The sequence below is a fragment of the Pontibacter fetidus genome, from assembly GCF_010119545.1.
GTDB lineage: Bacteria > Bacteroidota > Bacteroidia > Cytophagales > Hymenobacteraceae > Pontibacter > Pontibacter fetidus.
The window spans coordinates 263,695-284,005 of sequence record NZ_JAAEAA010000002.1 but is presented as its reverse complement, the minus strand read 5'-3'; the positions used below and the strand labels follow the sequence as shown (position 1 = coordinate 284,005).

At 44.9% G+C, this 20,311-nt stretch carries 22 protein-coding genes; 16 read left to right on the top strand and 6 right to left on the bottom strand.

Annotated features, from left to right (window positions below):
• Positions 1-148: 148 nt before the first annotated feature.
• The 6 genes from GWO68_RS02400 to GWO68_RS02375 all read right to left on the bottom strand — a co-directional run bounded on the left by GWO68_RS02400 (position 149) and on the right by GWO68_RS02375 (position 5,239).
• Positions 149-865, bottom strand: coding sequence for an SAM-dependent methyltransferase (locus GWO68_RS02400; RefSeq protein WP_162344802.1), 717 nt, complete (start codon positions 863-865; stop codon positions 149-151).
• A gap of 91 nt (positions 866-956) precedes the next feature.
• Complete coding sequence (locus GWO68_RS02395) at positions 957-1,727, bottom strand: alpha/beta fold hydrolase (RefSeq protein ID WP_162344801.1); 771 nt, start codon at positions 1,725-1,727, stop codon at positions 957-959.
• A gap of 49 nt (positions 1,728-1,776) precedes the next feature.
• Positions 1,777-2,424 carry a hypothetical protein gene (locus GWO68_RS02390; protein ID WP_162344800.1) on the bottom strand — a complete coding sequence of 216 codons (648 nt, stop codon included), beginning with the start codon at positions 2,422-2,424 and terminating at the stop codon, positions 1,777-1,779.
• 9 nt (positions 2,425-2,433) lie between these two features.
• Positions 2,434-3,486, bottom strand: a complete 1,053-nt coding sequence (selD, locus tag GWO68_RS02385; protein WP_162344799.1) for a selenide, water dikinase SelD — start codon at positions 3,484-3,486, stop codon at positions 2,434-2,436.
• Between the two features lie 4 nt (positions 3,487-3,490).
• Positions 3,491-4,519 (bottom strand): tRNA 2-selenouridine(34) synthase MnmH, encoded by a 1,029-nt coding sequence (gene mnmH, locus GWO68_RS02380; RefSeq protein WP_162344798.1) that lies wholly within the window; start codon positions 4,517-4,519, stop codon positions 3,491-3,493.
• 6 nt (positions 4,520-4,525) lie between these two features.
• Positions 4,526-5,239 (bottom strand): pyridoxine 5'-phosphate synthase, encoded by a 714-nt coding sequence (locus GWO68_RS02375; RefSeq protein WP_162344797.1) that lies wholly within the window; start codon positions 5,237-5,239, stop codon positions 4,526-4,528.
• A 167-nt stretch (positions 5,240-5,406) separates the two neighbouring features.
• Between GWO68_RS02375 and GWO68_RS02370 the strand changes: the two genes are divergently transcribed.
• The 16 genes from GWO68_RS02370 (at position 5,407) to hemH (ending at position 20,247) form a co-directional block, all read left to right on the top strand.
• Positions 5,407-5,868, top strand: coding sequence for a GatB/YqeY domain-containing protein (locus GWO68_RS02370; RefSeq protein ID WP_162344796.1), 462 nt, complete (start codon positions 5,407-5,409; stop codon positions 5,866-5,868).
• 132 nt (positions 5,869-6,000) lie between these two features.
• Positions 6,001-6,519, top strand: coding sequence for a CvpA family protein (locus GWO68_RS02365; RefSeq protein ID WP_162344795.1), 519 nt, complete (start codon positions 6,001-6,003; stop codon positions 6,517-6,519).
• Positions 6,520-6,586: 67 nt separating this feature from the next.
• Positions 6,587-6,961 carry a PH domain-containing protein gene (locus GWO68_RS02360; protein WP_235941908.1) on the top strand — a complete coding sequence of 125 codons (375 nt, stop codon included), beginning with the start codon at positions 6,587-6,589 and terminating at the stop codon, positions 6,959-6,961.
• A gap of 51 nt (positions 6,962-7,012) precedes the next feature.
• Entirely contained in the window at positions 7,013-7,582 is a 570-nt protein-coding gene (locus tag GWO68_RS02355; protein ID WP_162344794.1) for an anthranilate synthase component II, read from the top strand.
• Between the two features lie 29 nt (positions 7,583-7,611).
• Positions 7,612-8,385 carry an alpha/beta fold hydrolase gene (locus GWO68_RS02350; protein ID WP_162344793.1) on the top strand — a complete coding sequence of 258 codons (774 nt, stop codon included), beginning with the start codon at positions 7,612-7,614 and terminating at the stop codon, positions 8,383-8,385.
• On the top strand, positions 8,382-9,047 hold the full coding sequence (locus tag GWO68_RS02345; protein WP_162344792.1) for a CBS domain-containing protein: 666 nt from the start codon (positions 8,382-8,384) through the stop codon (positions 9,045-9,047). Before GWO68_RS02350 ends, GWO68_RS02345 begins: the two co-directional genes overlap by 4 nt.
• Positions 9,048-9,050: 3 nt before the next feature.
• The gene (locus tag GWO68_RS02340) at positions 9,051-10,436 is read left to right on the top strand and encodes a POTRA domain-containing protein (protein ID WP_317164477.1); all 1,386 of its coding nucleotides are present in this window, start codon (positions 9,051-9,053) and stop codon (positions 10,434-10,436) included.
• Positions 10,437-10,446: 10 nt separating this feature from the next.
• Positions 10,447-11,334: an NAD kinase gene (locus GWO68_RS02335; RefSeq protein ID WP_162344791.1), complete on the top strand. Its 888-nt coding sequence runs from the start codon at positions 10,447-10,449 to the stop codon at positions 11,332-11,334.
• 116 nt (positions 11,335-11,450) lie between these two features.
• Positions 11,451-12,446 carry a DUF6089 family protein gene (locus tag GWO68_RS02330; RefSeq protein ID WP_162344790.1) on the top strand — a complete coding sequence of 332 codons (996 nt, stop codon included), beginning with the start codon at positions 11,451-11,453 and terminating at the stop codon, positions 12,444-12,446.
• 48 nt (positions 12,447-12,494) lie between these two features.
• Positions 12,495-13,262: a type IX secretion system protein PorG gene (gene porG, locus GWO68_RS02325; protein ID WP_162344789.1), complete on the top strand. Its 768-nt coding sequence runs from the start codon at positions 12,495-12,497 to the stop codon at positions 13,260-13,262.
• 60 nt (positions 13,263-13,322) lie between these two features.
• Positions 13,323-14,066 (top strand): isoprenyl transferase, encoded by a 744-nt coding sequence (locus GWO68_RS02320; protein ID WP_162344788.1) that lies wholly within the window; start codon positions 13,323-13,325, stop codon positions 14,064-14,066.
• Between the two features lie 7 nt (positions 14,067-14,073).
• Positions 14,074-16,557 carry an outer membrane protein assembly factor BamA gene (gene bamA / locus GWO68_RS02315; RefSeq protein ID WP_162344787.1) on the top strand — a complete coding sequence of 828 codons (2,484 nt, stop codon included), beginning with the start codon at positions 14,074-14,076 and terminating at the stop codon, positions 16,555-16,557.
• 16 nt (positions 16,558-16,573) lie between these two features.
• The gene (locus GWO68_RS02310; protein ID WP_162344786.1) at positions 16,574-17,239 is read left to right on the top strand and encodes an OmpH family outer membrane protein; all 666 of its coding nucleotides are present in this window, start codon (positions 16,574-16,576) and stop codon (positions 17,237-17,239) included.
• A gap of 30 nt (positions 17,240-17,269) precedes the next feature.
• The gene (locus GWO68_RS02305; RefSeq protein WP_162344785.1) at positions 17,270-17,890 is read left to right on the top strand and encodes an OmpH family outer membrane protein; all 621 of its coding nucleotides are present in this window, start codon (positions 17,270-17,272) and stop codon (positions 17,888-17,890) included.
• A gap of 86 nt (positions 17,891-17,976) precedes the next feature.
• The gene (locus GWO68_RS02300; protein WP_162344784.1) at positions 17,977-19,014 is read left to right on the top strand and encodes an RluA family pseudouridine synthase; all 1,038 of its coding nucleotides are present in this window, start codon (positions 17,977-17,979) and stop codon (positions 19,012-19,014) included.
• Between the two features lie 204 nt (positions 19,015-19,218).
• Positions 19,219-20,247: a ferrochelatase gene (gene hemH, locus GWO68_RS02295; protein ID WP_162344783.1), complete on the top strand. Its 1,029-nt coding sequence runs from the start codon at positions 19,219-19,221 to the stop codon at positions 20,245-20,247.
• The last annotated feature ends 64 nt before the right edge of the window (positions 20,248-20,311 follow it).

Sequence of the window (20,311 nt, the reverse complement as noted above, 5' to 3'; positions counted from 1 at the left end):
GCTGCGTATTTGATAATAAATGCATAAAGCCTCCTTTTCTAAAGTGACCTGATACTACTGTCACTTACGAAAAGAAGGCTTTTACTTTTTAGAAATCCCTAACCTAAAATTCGGGATGACTCATGTTTAGAGCAACTACTTGGGGAGGTTATTTATAGATGAGGAATACAGCTGGCTGTTTATGTATATCTGGAAGTTTACCCTTCCATTGATTTATAGTTTTGGTCTGAATCAATTCATTTTCGGGAGAAGTAATGTTGGCTGCGATGCAGAGCTTGGTTTCAGGATTTAGCGTTGTTAGGAGATCTTCGAGTAGTTTATTATTGCGGTATGGTGTTTCCATAAAGATTTGTGTTTGGTTACGTTGCTGCATTTCTTTCTCTAACTGGCGAAGAGCCTGTAATCGCGGACCTTTATCTATAGGTAGATAGCCATGAAATGCGAACTGTTGCCCATTAAAACCGCTAGCCATTAAACTTAAAAGTATAGCTGATGGGCCTGCAAATGGTATTACCTTGATGTTTTTCTGATGTGCATACTTTACAACTTCCGCACCAGGGTCAGCTATACCGGGGCAACCAGCTTCTGAAATGATACCCGCATCTATCCCTGTTTCAACTATAGGTTTCAAGGAAGCCTGCACCTGCGCCGGAGTTGCATCTTTATCAATCTGCACAAAGTTTAATTCTTCTATAACCAACTCCGGGCATATCATTTTCACAAAGCGACGGGCAGTACGTAAGTTCTCAACTATAAAGTAGGTAAGATGTTTAACTGCATCTTTTACCTGTGAAGATATGACCTGATCCGCAGTACCTTCTGCAAGTATAGTTGGTATTAAGTATAAATTGCCTTGCTTTTTCATGATGTAAAAGTATTAACTATAGTTGAGTTAAAATACAAAAGCCACTGTAACACATTAGTTACAGTAGCTTTTAACGTTATGTAAATGGTAATTAGTCGGCGCTCAGAAATCTGGTTACCAGCTCATATACTTTATCAGGTGCTTCGGCGTGTACCCAGTGGCCAGCTTCTGGTATGGTCTCAACTTCTACTAGCGTGAAAAGCCGTTCTATGCTTCCGTAAACATCTTCAGGCTTTATATACCTTGATTTACCTCCCTTAATGAATAATGAATTTTTTTTGAAAGGTATATCAGATGTTATTTCAGCGGCTATCTTATCATAGTTTTTTTCAATTGCATCCAGGTTCATGCGCCACCCAAAAGTATTGTCTTCTTTGCGGTACAGGTTTTTCATAAGAAACAGGCGCACTTCGTCTTCCTGTATGCCCTTTGCTAACTGTGCATCAACTTCACTGCGACTGGTAACAGTACTCAGATCAACGGACTGCAAAGCATCAATAATTTCGTCGTGATGTGGCGGGTATGCTTTAGGTGCAATGTCTACAACTATAAGCTTGGTTAAACGAGTTGGGTATTTAAGCGCATAGTTCATCGCTACTTTGCCGCCCATAGAGTGACCCATGATAGCTGGAGTCGGAATTTGTAGTTCATCAACCAAACGGAGTACGTCCTCGGCCATTACATCATAATTGTGCTGTTCGCTATGCGGGGAACGACCGTGATTGCGCAGATCAACCAGGAAAACGTTGTAATGTTCTGCAAGTCGTTTTGCTAATGTTTGCCAGTTGTCTAATGTGCCAAATAAGCCGTGTAAAATTAACAGCGGCTGGCCATGGCCCATTTCTTTATAGTGTAGTTTCATGTTGCTTTATTTATTATCGGTAATGCTTACGAGAGTATAGTTGGTAAGATTAAACTATAGTTGGTTTATAGTGCCTGATGGCGCGGGTTATAGTTAAGGTGACAAGCAAAAATAGCAGTGCTATAGTTGGCCAAAGCTTTTTAATGCCTGAACTATAAGAAACTATAGAGGCTTTAATTTGCTCATAAACTGTTAGCTCTTTTGTTTTAGGTGGTACAACTATAACATCATCACATAAAAGGCATGGTGGATTAATAAGCTCTCCTACCACTTGTTTGGTTGGAGTAGGATATAATACCCATAGGTTGTTTTCATAAGGGAAATATCGTGCTATATCGTTTTCCTTTAGGTTATTGATAGTGTTTACAAAAGAGCCGTAACTAGCTGAGTCTTGGAAAATAAAATGCACACCATTTATAGTATCCCTATCAGCATAAAGTTTTTTAATCTGCAAATCTGCTTTTGTAAAAATTGCTTTGTCTTTGATTGAATCTCCTGTAAGTATAAACTTAGTATACTCGCGCTCAGGGAAAGGAATAAGTTCGGCAAAGTCTGGGTTCCAGAAGTTTATCTCCATCAGCCTGACATCCAGCTTCTGAACTTCCTTCTTACCAAAATAAGCAAACAGCAACGGCAGCATGATCAGACTGATTAACCCTGGTACATAGTATAGCTTCTTATGTTTGCTTCTACTCAAGTTAGGTAACTATAAAATATTGATCAGTTTCTCGTCAGCTTCGCGCTCTTTTAAAACTCCCAACGGTTGCAGGTCTAAGTTATACTTTGCAAAAAGCTCCAATACTTCTTCTCGGCCGGCAGGATCAACGGCAACTAATAAGCCGCCGCTGGTTTGCGGGTCACAAAGCAAGTGTTTCTGGTCTGGGGTGAGATCTGCTATTTTGTGGCCGTAGCTATCGAAGTTGCGGTGTGTGCCGCCTGGTATAGCTTTTTGCGCCAGGTAGTCCAGCGCTTCGGGGATAACCGGTACTTTATCGAAGTATATTTCAGCTGTTAAGTTGCTGCCTTCACACATTTCAGATAAGTGACCCATTAACCCGAAACCAGTAACGTCGGTCATGGCTTTTACCTGTGGTAGTTGACCCAGTTCAGCACCTATTTTATTTAGCTGCATCATTTGCTTGGGTGCCAGATGCGCATGTTCGGGTTTAAGTATAGCTTTTTTCTGAGCGGTGGTGAGTATACCTACTCCAATAGGTTTGGTTAAATATAGTTCGCAGCCAGCGGTAGCAGTATCGTTTCGTTTCAGGTTCGGGATATCGAGCATACCGGTGACCGCTAACCCGAAGATCGGCTCAGGGCTGTCGATGCTGTGGCCGCCGGCTAACGGTATACCTGCTTCGTGGCAAGTACTGCGGCTTCCTTCAATTACACGTTTGGCAACTTCCGGGGCCAGTTTATCTATAGGCCAGCCAAGTACCGCAATTGCCATCATCGGGGTGCCACCCATCGCGTAGATATCCGAAATAGCATTAGCCGACGCGATACGACCGAAATCATAGGCATCATCCACAATCGGCATAAAGAAATCGGTGGTGCTGATAACGGCGCGGCCATTGCCAATATCGTACACGGCAGCATCGTCGCGGGAGCTGTTGCCAACTATAAGCTTATCGTTTTCTGGGTAGGTGATGTCAGAATGAAGTATAGCATCTAAAACTTTAGGCGCAATTTTGCAGCCGCAACCGGCACCGTGGCTATACTGGGTAAGTTTTATATCTTGGGTGGTTGAATCTTGCATTGGGTTAAAGTAAGTTGTTGGTTTTGGCAAAGGTAAGTATCTGCTGTGCGTTCTCTTCGGGATCTATAGTTTGCAGTGGCAGCGTAAACACCTGCTTTTTGGGGTTAAGCTGAAAATGATAGGCTTTGTCGTAATAGGTAAGCGCGATCTCTACCATCTTTTCCATATCGCCGGTGGCAATGGCATCCAGTGCTTCTTGTGTAGCTAAACCGCCGAGGCGTTTTTTGATTCTAAGTATAGCTGCTTCCAGTATGGTTTTATCGGTGCGGCAATATTCGTGGGCCAGCTTTTGTACGCGCAGGGGCTTGGCAACATCGATAACTATAGTTGGCTGCTCCTGCATAGCGGTATAAAAAGTATGAGGAAGCGTGACACGGCCAATGGTTATACTTTCATCTTCAAGCCAAAGCGGTTTATCAGCGTCCAGCTTCATCAGTTCGGAGCCAAGCAGATTCTCGAAGTGTTCTGTAGTTGGCTGCGCGGGCATGCCTATACTTCCGAATGATGAACCTTTATGGTTAGCCAGTCCTTCCAGGTCAATAGTTTGCTGACCTAGTTTTTGCAGGTAAGGCAGGATATCAGTTTTGCCACTGCCCGTAAAACCGCTGAGTACAACTATAGACCTGGGTTTAGCGAACTGCTCCTGTATAAAATGACGATAAGCCTTGTAGCCGCCCTGCAGCAAATGTACTTTAAACCCAGAAAAACTCAGGAGCCAGGCCATTGCACCGCTGCGCATACCACCGCGCCAGCAATGTAGCAGCACTTCTTTATCCGGAGCAATTTTAGTGGCTTCTTTTACAAACTGAGACATCTTAGGGCCGAACAGATCAAGACCTAACAATACTGCCGGATCGTGACCCTGCTGCTTGTAAGATGTACCAACTATAGCCCGCTCTTCATCTGTGAAAATAGGGAAACTTTGCGCTTGCAGAATGTGGCCGGCTTCGTACTCTTTTGGAGCGCGCGCATCCAGCACAGGCAGCTTTTCAGCTTTCTGCAGAAACTCGTCTATAGTTATGGAGTTGATCAAAGTAAGTTATTTAAGCTGGCGCAGGTATAGCTGTATGGTGTTCTCTAAGCCAAGGTATAGCGCATCGCAGATAAGGGCGTGTCCAATACTAACTTCGAGCAAACCCGGCAGATTATCTTTCAGGTACTTCAGGTTATCCAGATCCAGGTCGTGCCCGGCGTTAAGGCCAATGCCATACTCTTGTGCTTTAACAACAGCTTTTACATAAGGGGCAATGGCTGCTTTGCGGTTGCTGTGGTAGTGGCGGGCGTAATCTTCGGTGTATAGTTCTACGCGGTCGGTACCAACTATAGCAGCGCCTTCGATAATGCTTTCCAGCGGGTCCACGAAAATAGATGTGCGGATTCCCAGGCTTTTCATCTCAGAGATAATATCGGTCAGGAAATCTTTGTGCTTTATCGTATCCCAACCGGCATTGGATGTGATGGCATCTGGTGCATCGGGCACAAGCGTTACCTGCTCCGGTTTCACGTCTTTTACAAGTTTCAGGAAATCAGGGGTCGGGTTGCCTTCTATGTTAAATTCGGTGGTAACGATTGGTTTCAGGTCGTACACATCCTGGTAGCGGATATGGCGCTCGTCGGGGCGTGGGTGCACAGTTATGCCCTGCGCTCCGAAACGCTCGCAGTCTTTGGCTGCCTGTACCACATTTGGCCTGTCGCCGCCACGGGCATTACGCAGCGTGGCTATTTTGTTTATATTTACACTCAGTTTGGTCATGTTGCTTATCTGCCGCTTATAGTTGTGGCTATAGTTAATCTAAACGAGATGACTAAATTAATGGAAATTTAAATAAGATGTTATGCCCGGTGCATTGCCGCAAGTGCAAAAGCTCCGTAGAAGTAGCATAAACCTTACGCTGTACATACTATAAAATATTAAAAACTATGACCTTAAAAGAAAGAGTAGAAGGCGATATAAAGCAGGCCATGCTGGCAAAAGATAAACCACGCTTACAGGCTTTACGAAGTATAAAATCGCTGATACTGCTGGCCGAAACCGAAAAAGGCGGCGGCGAAGGCTTAACCCAGGATACCGAACTGAAACTGTTGACCAAAGCAGCCAAACAGCGCCGCGAATCGGCGGAAGTTTACACGCAGCAAAACCGCGAAGACCTGGCTCAGATTGAGATTGGCGAGTTGGCCGTAATAGAAGAATACCTGCCAAAGCAGCTGGATGAAGGCGACCTGCGTGCCAGATTACTGGACATTATTCAGCGTGTAGGTGCAACCGGACCATCTGATCTGGGTCGGGTGATGGGTGTGGCATCTAAAGAACTGGCTGGTCAGGCAGATGGTCGTGCTATCTCTTCGGCGGTAGGTGCGTTACTGAACAACACCGATTTTTAATCTCGGAATAAACTATAGTTGTAGCCAATTTTATAGTTGGCACGCTGCCCCGATTATTTTATCTTAGCGCTGCTGCATGGGCTCTACGCCTTTGCGGCAGCGCTTTTTAATTTTTAGCTATAGTTTACAGGCATGAGTACTTTTGATTATTTCCTGCTGATCCCGATCTTGTTTGGTGCGTTTATGGGCTACCGCAAAGGCTTGCTTTTTGAGCTGGTGTCGTTGCTGGCGTTGGTAGTGGCTATACTTGGCGGATTGAAATTGTTGAACGTGGCACTGCCTGTAGTGCGTGATTTTGTTGGCGATGTTGGAGGCGTGTTGCCTTACCTGACGTTCCTGATCGTTTTTATCGGGATCATTCTGCTTGTGTACATGCTGGGCTTTATCCTGAAAAAGGTGCTTGATATTACCCCTTTCGGATTTTTCGATAATGTGCTGGGAGCTATACTTGGTGCGCTAAAATGGTGCTGCGCTATTAGTTTGTTGCTTTATGTGTCTGATATGGCCGGCATCAGCATCACTCCCGAAACAGCTTCCGAATCTATAGTTTATCCGGTTGTTTTAAAAGCTACGCCGTATGCTTTAGGTATATTGGGTTATGTGCTTCCGTTTGTGAAGACGTTGATTTCGTCGTTGAAAGCGTTCTTTTAAGAAGTAAATGATGGTTAAGAAGTATAAGGCAAATCGTAAAGGCCCCATACCTTATATGATAGCTCTTTTGGTACTATTACCAATTGTGATTTACGTAACCAATACGGAAGACTTTTCAGAACAACCCTATATGCTATTGCCTCTAATAGCTCCGTTGGCGCTGCTGTTGTGGGTGTTTTTGAGTACCTGGTATCAAATAGCTAATGGCAAGCTAAAGTATAAATCCGGATTTTTGTGGGGCGAGATTAATATCAGCGACATCCGGCAGCTTATAGTTGGCGAAACGATGTGGGCAGGACTTAAGCCTGCTTTAGCAAGTAAAGGCATAATTGTAAAGTATAACCGCTACGACGAAATCTACATCGCGCCGGAAAATAACTTGGAACTCATAGAAGATCTGAGATCACTGAACCCAACTATAGAAGTCATTATTAAAAAATAACATCAACCCATCTCTAAATCCACACATCTCCAAATTTCCCAATCAATACCCATGCTTCTCCTGCTCGATAATTTTGATTCGTTTACCTATAACCTGGTGGATTACTTTGGACAGTTGGGTGTGGAAGCGTATGTGGTTCGGAACGATGTGCCGTTGTCGGAAATAAAGAAGCTGCCGATTGAAGCTATAGTTCTGTCGCCGGGGCCGGGAACGCCGAAGAGTGCAGGCGTAATGATGGATGTGATACACGAATACCACGAGCGCGTACCAATGTTGGGTATTTGCTTAGGCCATCAGGCGCTGGGGGAGTTTTTCGGGGCGAAGCTGGAGAAAGGCGAGAAGCCCATGCACGGCAAAATATCCGAGATCATCTGCGAGCCTGACCCGATCTTTAAAAACCTGCCAGGAAAAATGCCTGTGGTGCGTTATCATTCGCTGGTACTGCGGCACACACCACTAACTATAGTTCCGCTGGCGCATACGGCTACCGGCGAGCTGATGGCATTTAAACATAACTCGTTACCATTGTATGCGTTACAGTTTCATCCGGAAGCAGCGCTTACTACTTATGGGTTAGAAATGCTTCGAAATTGGCTTAGTATTGCTAATATTGCAGTATAATTAATTATCTTTTGTATAGTTTACCCCTTATGGATCTACAAGTAAGACAAGAAGGAGAATTTCAGTATATAGATGAAGGACAAGGTGAAGTGTTGTTATTGCTTCACGGATTGTTTGGTGCGTTAAGTAACTGGAAAGGTGTTGTAGACCATTTTTCACAGAATTACCGGGTAGTTATTCCGCTTATGCCTATTTATGAAATGTCGTTGCATAAGGCTGGTGTGCCCGGGCTAATGAATTTTGTGGAAGATTTCGTGAAGTTTAAAAAGCTGAATGATCTAACATTACTCGGAAACTCGCTGGGTGGGCATGTAGCACTGGTTTATACCTTAAATAATCCATCGAAAGTAAAACGCCTGGTACTTACCGGCAGCTCAGGGTTATTCGAAGATTCTATGGGTGGCTCGTTTCCGAAGCGTGGTAACTATGAGTATGTAAAAGAGCGCGTTGCCTATACATTCTATAGCCCCGAAACAGCAACTAAAGAACTGGTAGACGAAGTATTTGATATTACAAACAGTAATTCAAAGTGCCTGCGCATTATAGCGATAGCTAAATCGGCGCAGCGCCACAACATGGCTAAAGATATTACAAACATTAAAGTGCCTACCCTGTTAATCTGGGGACTGAACGATACGATAACGCCGCCGCTGGTGGCACATGAGTTTAACAGACTCATGCCAAATTCGGAGCTATACTTTATCGATAAATGCGGTCACGCCCCGATGATGGAACATCCGGAAAAGTTTAACAGTATTTTAGAGAAATTTTTAAGTAAAACTCCCGTAGAACAAACTACATGATAGCCGAAGAACTCATCAACCAAATGATACCACCGCTTAAACTCTATGACACCGTAGAGAAGGCGCTGCGTTGGATGGATGAGTTTCGCGTAAACGATTTGCCGGTAGTAAGCAATCGCAAATACCAGGGCATGGTAACCGAACTAAACCTGGTAGACCTGACCGATCGCAACCAGCCTCTCAAAAATGTTGAGTTGGAACACCCGGATGTGCACGTCATGCACTTTCAGCATTTTTATGATGTGATGGAAGCGGCTATTAAAAATAAAGTGCAGGTAGTGCCCGTGCTGGATGAGATGCAGGAGTACATGGGCATTATAACTATAAACGATACGCTGGCAGCTTTTGGGCAGATGTCGGCGTTACAGGGGCAGGGCAGCATACTGGTGCTGAGCATGCCCGAGCGCGACTATAGTTTAAGCCAGATCAGCCGCCTGATAGAAGAAGAGAATACCAAAATTCTGAGTGCGTATGTATCGCCCGACGAGCTGGACCCTTATAGTATCAAGCTCACACTTAAACTAAACGCTACCGACCTTTCCCGCATCATTGCTACGTTAGAGCGTTTCGAGTACCGCATTACTGCCCAGTTCCAAGACAGCAGCTCGTTTGATGTAGGCAAAGACCGGCTGGATATGTTATTCAAATACCTGGATATATAACCGGTGTTGCGTTTCGGTCTGCTTCTGGGTCTGCTGTTAAGCTGTATAGTTGCAGGTGCCTCGCCATGTACGGTTCCGGTTGCCGTTTTGCAGGAAGTAAAGATACAGGGCAACCAAACTACCAAAGACTTTGTAATTCTACGCGAGCTTACATTTGCTTTAGGCGATTCTGTTAAAACCGAAGACCTCGACAACCTGCTGGAAGATAATCGAAAGCGCATCTATAATCTCCGGCTTTTCCATGCTGTAAACTATAGTTATACCTGCGATGCCGGCCAGGTTATAGTTACCTACCAGGTGCAGGAGCGTGCCTACCTGTATCCTATTCCTATTTTCGATTTTGCTGACCGTAACTTTAACGCCTGGCTAGAGAAAAAAGACCTGCGCCGCATAGACTATGGTTTTACACTTACCCGCCGCAACTTCAGAGGTCGCAACGAAGATGTGCGCCTGCGCTTGCAGCATGGTTTTAACCGCCGTATCGAATTATCTTACCGGGTGCCATACTTAGCGGGCAGCCGTACGTTTGGCTATGAAGTTGGCGTTGCAGATTACCGTAGCCATACCATTAACTATAATATACTTAATAACCGGCAACACTTTTTTGAGCAGGAAAAGGGAATGCCTATAAACCGCACAAGTATTGCTGCTGCCGTGGTGCACCGCCAAAGCGTACAGCGCCAGTCAGCGCTGCGGTTGTCTTACAATCACGAAGAAATATCTGATACTATCGTTTCGCTTAACCCTGATTATTTCAACACCAACTATACCAATCGCAACTATATCCGCTTAGACCTTACCCGTGTTATAAACCAGCGCAACACGTTTGCTTACCCGCTTACCGGTAGTTACTTTGATGCTGGTATAGGCCACGCTTTTTTTCTGAAGGATACCGGCTCCGGGTTTACCACTGTCCGCGCTAAATATGTAAAATATATGGCCTTGCCTAAAAAGTTTTACTACACTATAGGAGGGGAAGTACAGACCCGTTTAGGAAGCGATTTTGCGGTAACTGACAACGTGGCACTGGGCTACCGGTCGCTGGTGCGCGGGTATGAACTATATGTAGTTGGCGGACAGCACTTCGGGCTTTTTAAGCAAGGGTTATCGCGGGAGTTACTCAATATAAAAGGCATTCACCTTAAATTTATCCGCAACCCAAAACTAAATACCATACCTTTAGCCTTATACCTGAATGGCTTTACAGACGCCGGGTATACAATAGATAACATCTATGAAGCCCGTAACCCGTTAACAAACCGGCTATTGATTGGAGGTGGTATAGGGCTGCATGTAGTTACATTTTACGATATTGTATTGCGCGGCGAGTACACTGCCAACCGCGAAGGCAACCGTGGTTTATACCTGAACATGGGGTATCCCTTTTAAAGAACTGCTTATGAAGATTGCTATACTTGGTAAACCTTTCAGCGAGCACATCGCACCGTTTATACAAAAACTGTTCGATGAGTTGCTGTTGCGTAAAACGGACCTGCTGTTGGTAGAACACTTTCAGTTATACCTGCAAAACACCCTTAACATCCCGAACGACATACCCACCTTTAAACGCGGCGATAGCCTGACCGGGGTAGATGTAGTGCTAAGTATAGGCGGCGACGGCACCCTGCTGGATACAGTAACTTATGTAGGTGCCCAGCAGATACCCATACTTGGGATAAATACGGGCAGGTTGGGTTTCCTGGCTACTATCTCATACGACAGTATAAACGTTGCTTTAGACGCACTCTACAAAGGCCACTATACATTAGACGACCGCGCACTTATCCGGGTAGATTCCGATCAGGAGGTTTTTGAGGGCATTAACTTTGGATTAAATGAGTTTAGCGTATTAAAACGGGATAGCTCATCTATGATTGCCGTACATACGTATATTGATGGTGAATATCTGAACTCTTACTGGGCAGATGGGCTGGTGGTTGCTACACCTACCGGGTCTACGGGTTACTCGCTTAGTGCCGGAGGCCCATTAGTGTTGCCGCAAACCAACAATTTTGTCATTTCACCCGTATGTCCCCACAACCTGAACGTGCGGCCCATGATCGTATCAGATAGGAGCGTGATCTCTTTTGAGGTGGAGGGTCGCAGCAGCAGCTACTTGGCCTCCCTCGATTCAAGATCAGTGCCCGTGGATATGAATGTACAGTTGGCAGTCAGAAGAGAGAATTTTGTAGCCCGGTTAGTGAAGTTACATCACGTCAACTTCTTATCAACGCTACGAAGCAAGCTCAATTGGGGAATGGATAACAGAAATCTTTTCCAGAAGTGACATAGATTAAATATATGTAATATTATTTCTTTAATAATACATAATCTTTATTTTTGTCTTTATAACTTTAGGAGAGGTGTCTGTAAGTAACAGAAACTCACATAGCATTTATTCATATGAGAAAAATTTGTACCCTTGTTCTGCTGCTTACTATAACCATGACCCTGATGTCTACGGATGCAGATGCCCAGCGCTTTACGCTGAGAAAGCGGTACGCATCAGTAGGTGTACACCTGGGAGCTATGAACTACTTCGGGGATATAGTGCCGGAGCCTGATTTTACCAGCCTACGTTTTAAATCAACAAGACCTAATATTGGTATAAGCTATACTTACAGATATTTTCCGCGTATTTCGGTGCGCACAAGCTTACATTGGGGCCGTATTATTGGCGATGATGCAAAAAGTGCTTCTCAGAACGAGAGTGAAAACCTGCCACGCTTCAAGCGTAATCTCTCTTTCCGAAATGATATTAAGGAGCTGAGTGCCGTAGCTATAGTTGACCTTTTTGAAAACCGCCAGACTTACCGCCGTCGCCCTGATTTTGTGCCATATGGTTTTGTGGGTGTAGCTGTAATTCATCATAACCCGAAAGCATATTACGAAAGTGGTTCTCATGCAGGATTAGGCGCAGCAGATATACCAACAGGATGGTACGAACTTCAGCCACTTGGTACAGAGGGCCAGCAAATTGAAGGTTCTGACAACCCTGATCCGTATAAGCGCGTTCAAATCGCTATTCCGTTTGGTTTAGGTGTGCGCTATAAAATAGACCGTTACTGGGATCTGAGCTTTGAAGTGGGCTGGAGAAAAACATTCACAGATTACCTGGATGATACAAGTACTGGTTATGTGAATAAATCTGATCTTTTAAGTAATGCTAATAAAAGCCCGAATCGCAACGCATCAGCAATTTTTTCTGACCGCAGTGCGGAAGGTGGCTTTACACCGGTACCAGACCCAAGCGGAACACCTTATAAGCACTTAGAAGGTTACGGTACACCTGCCAACCAGATGCGCGGTGACAGAACAGATGATGACTGGTACATTGTATCAGGTGTGAGTCTTAACTATATTTTAACACCAAGAATTAGAAGCCCTAAGTTTAGATAATAGAACATCGTAATGTTCGTTGTTACCTAAACTCCGTTTAGCGAATACATGACTTTACATAGAATCCCACAGGCACTCCTTATTTGTGTAATGCTGCAAATAGGGAGTGCTTTTTTTAGCACAGAAGCTATCGCCCAGCGTTCTGTTTCTACCAGCGAAATAGGTGTAGGTATAGGTGGCGCCAACTATACAGGAGAACTTGCTCCTAATTACCGCTTTCTCAATAACCAGCCGGCGCTTACTGTTTTCTACCGCCGCGACCTGACAAATACCTTCACGGCACGGGGTGGTATTATGCTTAGCCACCGCATAGCAGATGATAATACGATAGGCGATGCCGTACAGGATTTGCCGCTGCCAAACTATAGGCAGGCAGAGCTACGCCTGAGCCTGGCCGAAGTATCTGCTGTAATGGAGTATAACTTTCTGGATTATTACGACCTATCACAGAAGCCGCGTGTATCGCCTTACTTTTTTGCAGGTATAGCAGGCCTCATCTATAACAAAAAGCTGACCTCTGATAACCCAAACCTGGAGGAACTGGATAAACCATTTGATACCGACCTGACCGTAAGTGTGCCGTTTGGTGTAGGAGTAAAATATGCCCTAAGCAAACACTGGAACCTGGGGCTGGAGTTTGGTGCCAGAATGCTCTTTAACGATAACATGGATTTCCTGACGGAAGGAGATGGTAAACATGTGGCAAACCCCTACGACAAAGACTGGTATTACTATAACGGAATCAGCCTTTCCTATACTTTCTACAGAATTAATTGCCCGCCACCTTACAAACGCCAACCCGGAATATTGGATTAACCATTTAATTTTTAATTAAATTATCTTGCTTTTTGTAACTTGCAAGGAAATTGTGGTTAAATGGATCTTAGGGAGAAAGTAGATATAAACAATTTACCCAAGCACATTGCCGTTATAATGGACGGTAACGGGCGCTGGGCAAAGCAGCGGGGTGGCTTACGCATTTTCGGGCACAAAAGCGCTATTACAGCCGTGCGCGAAACCGTAGAAGCTGCCGCCGAACTTGGCGTACAATACCTTACTTTATACGCTTTCTCAACCGAAAACTGGTCCAGGCCGGCGAGCGAAGTATCAGCACTGATGCAATTGCTGGTTACAACTATACGCAAAGAGACAGCTACGCTTAACAAAAATAACATACGCTTACAAACGATAGGCGATACCGATAGTTTGCCAAAAAGCTGCCAGCAGGAACTGATGGAAGCCATAGAAATGACAAGCGGCAATTCGCGGATGACATTGGTGCTGGCGCTGAGCTATAGTGGCCGTTGGGAGCTGACACAGGCAATGAAAAAGCTGGCATCCAAAGTAGAGAGGGGAGAATTGCAGGCAGCAGAAATTACAGAAAGTATGGTAGCTGCAAACCTGGCAACAGCAGGCATGCCCGACCCGGAACTGCTTATCCGTACAAGTGGTGAAATGCGGATCAGTAACTTTTTATTGTGGCAATTAGCTTATACCGAACTATACATTACCGAATTGCTTTGGCCTGATTTCCGGAAGGAACATTTGTACGAAGCAATAATATCTTACCAACGTCGCGAAAGGCGCTTCGGAAAGACCAGTGAACAACTAATCAAGTAAAATATTAATGACAAGATGCATCTGGGTGCTGTTTTTCCTGCTTTTGGCAGGCACAGCCTCTTCCCAAGTTCTTAACAACGCTACGCAAAAAAGCCCTGTTGATTACACGCAGCCACGTGAATACCGTATTGGCGGCATTACCGTAAGCGGCGCCAGCTTCCTGGATCCCAACGCTCTTATTTCAGTTACCGGCCTTAAAGTAGGTGACGAGATAACGGTACCTGGCGAAGACATCAGCCAGGCCATCCAGAAACTATGGGCACAGGGTATTATAGGCGATGTGGATGTTACCATTTCCCGCATAGAAGGCGACCAGATATTTCTTGATTTCCATTTAAAAGAGCGCCCGCGCCTTTCACGTTTTACGTTCTCAGGTATAAATAAATCGCAGCAGGAAGCGCTGAACGATAAGATTAGCCTGCAGCGCGGCAGAACAGTAAACGATGCTACCCTGAACAGTACGCGCACAGTTATCAAAAACTACTTTGCCGAGAAAAGCTACCTGAATGCGAAGGTGAACATGACCCAGCGCCCGGATTCGCTTTTACCTAACAGTGTGGTGCTGGATATTAAAATAGATAAAGGCCCGAAAGTAAAGATCGGGGAGATAGATATAGTTGGTAACGAAGCCTTCTCTGACAGAAAACTGGAGAAGCAAATGAAGAAGACCAAGGAAAAGAGTTTGATCAACACATTCTCATCCTCTAAGTTTCAGCGCTCTGAGTACGAGAACGACAAACAGTTACTACTTGATTTCTATAACTCAGAAGGCTACCGCGACGCGATCATTGTGTCAGATTCGGTTTATAGAATAAGCGACGACAGGCTGGGCATTAGAATAACAGTAGATGAAGGCCGCCGCTATTACTACCGCAACATTACCTGGAAAGGCAATTACCTGTACGATGACGAGTACCTGAGCAAAGTATTAGGTATTGAAAAAGGAGATGTTTATAACCGCCAGGAGTTAGATAAGCGCCTTACTTATAACCCGACAGGTATAGACGTATCAGCACTTTACCAGAATGATGGGTACCTGTTCCAAAGTATAGACCCTGTGGAAGTTCGCGTAGAAGGCGACTCGATTGACCTGGAAATGCGTGTGTACGAAGGCCCGCAGGCAACTATAAAAAATGTGGTTATAACCGGTAATACCAAAACCAGCGAGCACGTAATCCGAAGAGAATTGCGCACGCTGCCTGGCGAAAAGTATAGCCGCGACGATCTGATCAGAACAAGAAACGAACTGGCCGCTCTTGGCTATTTTGACCCTGAAACGATAGGTTTACAGCCGATACCAAACCAGGCAGATGGTACGGTAGATATTCATTACTCGGTAGTGGAAAGACCAAACGACCAGATCAGTTTATCTGGTGGTTGGGGTGGACCGATAGGTGCTGTAGGTACGGTAGGCTTAACGCTGAATAACTTCTCAACACGCAAGTTCTGGGATATTAAAGAATGGACGCCAGTGCCAAGCGGCGACGGACAGCGTTTGTCGCTGAACGTGCAGGCAAACGGTAAATACTACCAGTCTTATTCTATGTCGTTTACAGAGCCCTGGTTAGGTGGCCGCAAGCCGCACTCCTTAACTGTAAGCTTGTTTAAAACAGTATACCGCCGCCCTGATTTCCTGGAGCAGGAGTCGAAACTGGATGTGAACGGTGCATCGGTATCGCTGGGCCGCAGACTACAGTGGCCTGATAACTACTTTAACATTACGCATTCGGTATCTTACAGCCGCTATAACTTAGATAACTATAGACAGCTGTTCCAAGATTTTACAGATGGTACTTCTAACAGTATCTCGTTTGTGAACACGCTTTCGCGCTATAGTATAGATAACCCGACATATCCAACGCGTGGTTCGCAGTTATCTTTAAGCGTAAACCTGACGCCGCCTTACTCGCTGTTTAAAGACAATGCCGGCAAGTATGAGTTTATAGAATTTAATAAATGGATGTTTGATGCATCGTATTTTATAAACTTGGCAGGGAAATTGGTATTGAATACAAGAGCGCATTTTGGCTTCCTGGGTAAGTATGATTCTGATGCAACTATAGGACCCTTTGAGCGATTTAAGCTTGGTGGTTCTGGCCTTGGTGGTGGCAACGTATTTGTTGGTACAGAATACATTGGCTTACGTGGGTATGACGATGAAAGTGTATTTGAAGGCAATGACCCAAGCCTGTTACAGGCAGGTGGTATAGCTTACAACAAATTTGTAATGGAACTTCGCCAGTTGATATCGCCTAGCCCGGCAGCTACTATTTATGGTTTAGCGTTTTTAGAGGCAGGTAATAACTTTGGTTCGTATGACAACTATAGCCCGTTTAAGCTTTACCGCTCTGCGGGTATAGGTGCCAGGATATTTATGCCAGCCTTCGGTTTACTGGGCTTCGACTATGGTTGGAGACTGGATGATGTACCAGGCCAGCCAAATGCAAAACAAGGCATGTTCCACTTTATTATAGGGCAGCAGTTGCGCTAATTAGAAAGGAATCAGTATGAAAAAGTTTTTGTTCATCTTTTTAACAGTCTTTCTTCTGGCGCATGTTTCCAATGCACAGAAGATTGGGTATATTGATTCGAACTTTATACTTGGCAAAATGCCTGCTTACAACAAAGTGCAGCAGGAGATGGACAAATATGCTGAGACCTGGGAAAAGGAAATTGAGAACCTGCAAAAGGAAGCCGATAAACTGAAACAGGAATACCGTGCCGAAGAGGTGCTGCTTACCGAAGAAATGAAGAAGAAGCGCCAGGCCGAGATCAGTAAAAAAGAAACAGAAGTGCGCGATTACCAGCGCAAGGTGTTTGGCTACGAAGGCATGATGTTTAAGCGCCGCCAGGACCTGATGCGCCCGATACAGGATGAAGTTTTTACAGCTGTAGAAAAAGTGTCCAAATCGAAGCAGATCGCCATTATGTTTGATAAGTCGGGAGATTTGGTGATGATCTATACTAACCCGATACACGACTATACCGAATATGTGCTGGAAGAGCTGGGGCTTGCATCGGATAAGGCAAACACGAAAGGCAAGCAGCCTGCCGATGCCCTGAAAGATAAAACAGATGACCTACCGGCAGTAGGCGAAGGCGAACAGCAGGAACAAAAACCAGCGGAGCAACAGCCTAAAAAACCAGCCACCAAAAAGAAGCCTAACAACTAACCTTTATACTTATTATTAATTAACCAACCAATGATGAACAAGATCAAAACTTTAGTAGTAGCGTTTTTACTGATCAGCTTTGCGTCTTTCGCACAGAGCAGCGACCAGCCCCTGAAGATTGGTTATACTAACGTTGAATTCATTTTACTACAACTGCCTGAGAGCAAGCAAATAGAGTCTCAGTTAAAAGACCACAGCACTGTGCTGGAAAACCAGCTGAAAGGAAAGTATGCAGACTATGAGAACAAACTGCAGGCTTACGAAAAAGGTGCTGCCACTATGGATAAAACCATCCGTGAGGACAAAGAAAAAGAACTGATGAACCTGAACAACTCTATCCAGGAGTTTCAGCGTAATGCACAGCAGTCTTTACAGCAGAAAGAAAAATCTTTAGTTGACCCGGTTATCGCTAAAATCGACAAGGCTATTAAAGACGTAGCAAAAGAGAATGGTTATACTTACGTTATCAGCAACCAGGCACTACTTGCTGGCCCGGAAGATGGCGATATCTCTCCGCTTGTATTAAAGAAATTAGGTGTTGATCCATCTAAAGCGAAAGCTGCCGAGCCTGCTGCAACTAAACCAGCTGCTACTACACCAGCAAAAACTCCGGCTAAAACGCCAGCTAAAAACAACAAGAAGAAGAACTAAGTAAGCTAACTTCTTAATAATTTTGAAAGCCGATGTGATACACTTCGGCTTTCTTTTTATGTATCGTTTATAGTTACAATTTACCAGTGGCAGATTACGAAGAACAGGACATAACCGCAGAAGACTCGGACGAACTGTACGAGCACCACCGTATTGTAGTGGATAAAGGGCAGGCATTGCTCCGGATCGACAAATTTCTGATGGACCGCCTGGCTAATGTTACCCGTAACAAACTGCAGGAAGCCATCAGGGCAGAATCGGTGCAGGTGAACGACAAGCCTGTAAAAGTTAGCTATAAGGTAAAGCCGCTGGACGTAATAACTATAACACTGGCCGAGCCTCCGCGCGATACCGATATTGTGCCGGAGAATATCCCGCTGACTATAGTTTACGAAGACGAGGAACTGCTACTGGTAAATAAACCTGCGGGCATGGTGGTGCACCCAGCTTACAACAACTGGACAGGCACCTTAGTAAACGCACTTACTTATTACCTACAGAACCTGCCAACAGCGCGTAACGGCGAAGGGCGCCCTGGTTTGGTGCACCGCATCGATAAAGATACGTCGGGTTTGCTGGTAATTGCCAAAACGGAATATAGCATGGCTTTCTTGGCGAAGCAGTTTTACAACCATACCATAGAACGCACTTATTATGCGCTGGTGTGGGGTGTGCCGAAACAGGATACCGGAACTATAGTTGGGCACGTGGGCCGCAGTGCCAAAGACCGAAAAGTTATGACTGTGTACCCCGATGGTTCGTATGGCAAGCATGCTGTTACGCATTACAAGGTGCTTCGGAAGTTTAAGTATGTAACGCTGGTACAATGTAACCTAGAAACGGGCCGGACGCACCAGATACGGGCGCACATGAAGTATATCGGCCACCCGCTTTTCTCGGATGCTACTTATGGCGGCGATAAAATTGTGTATGGTTCTCCGGTGGGCACCTACAAAGCGTTTGTAGATAACGCCATGAAACTGATGCCACGCCAGGCGCTGCATGCCAAATCGCTGGGCTTTATACATCCGGTAACCAAACAGGAACTATACTTTAACTCCGAGCTACCAGAAGATTTTACTGCCGTGTTAGCAAAGTGGGAACTGTATGAAAATGAAGACTAAGGTTTACACCTGCAGCTTTACCGGCAACTATAGTTTACAGTACTGCGCAGTGTAACTTCTGATAAAAACTAAATCTATACAAACATTTTTCGTACCTATAGCTTTATACAGCATCCTATAAAGGTGCAGCAACAGTGATAATTCTCATTAAAAGGATAGGGTTATACTTTGTATCTTTGTACTATACAAGCATTAAGAAAGTAGATGAGCAAGAAAAACATGGGTAAAATAGGTGTTCTGCTGGTAAACCTCGGAACCCCGGACACACCTGAAACCCCTGATGTAAGAAAGTACCTGCGCGAGTTCCTGCTGGATAGACGCGTGATAGATATAAACCCTGTTGGCCGTTATTTTTTGATTAACGGAATAATTGCTCCTTTTCGGGCTCCTAAATCAGCGAAGGTTTATAAAGAACTATGGACAGAACGTGGCTCGCCATTACTTTTCCACGGCCTCGATCTGAAAGAAAAGTTACAGGTTGCCCTTGGCGATGACTACCATGTGGCCTTTGGTATGCGTTACCAGAGCCCAAGTATAAAAAGCGCTTTAGAAGAGCTCCGTGACAAAAGTGTGGACCGGATTATAGTGCTGCCATTGTTCCCGCAGTATGCGTCGGCTTCTACAGGTTCTGTGCAGGATAAAATAATGGAGATCGTAAAGGACTGGTGGGTTATCCCAAGTATAAACTTCATCTCTTCTTTCTGCGACCACCCAGGCTTTATAAATTCATTCGCTGAGTTAGGTAAACAGCACATGGCTCAGGATAACTATGACCACGTGATCTTTAGTTACCACGGTTTGCCGGAGCGGCAGGTACTGAAAGGAAGTGATAAAGGCTACTGCAAATTGGGTTCGTGCTGCAACAGCTATAACAAGCGTAATAAATACTGCTACCGCGCCGCCTGCTTTGCAACATCAAGGTTACTGGCCGAGCAACTGGGCCTGAGCGAAGACCAATACACCGTTACGTTCCAGAGTCGTCTGCTGAAAGATCCTTGGTTACAACCTTATACCGACGAAGTGCTGAAAACCCTTCCTTCAAAAGGTATTAAAAAGGTGCTGGCCTTTAGCCCTGCCTTTGTAGCCGACTGCCTGGAAACAACGATAGAAGTAGGAGAGGAATTTAAGGAAATGTTTGAGCATGCCGGTGGCGAAAAATGGCAGCTTGTAGAAAGCCTTAACTCAAACGATACCTGGGTTGAAGCAGTAAAAGCCATGGTGTTGGAAAGCTAGGTTTCAACTATAGTTTAAACAAAAGGGCTGGTAACTTTACATGTTGCCAGCCCTTTTTTATAGT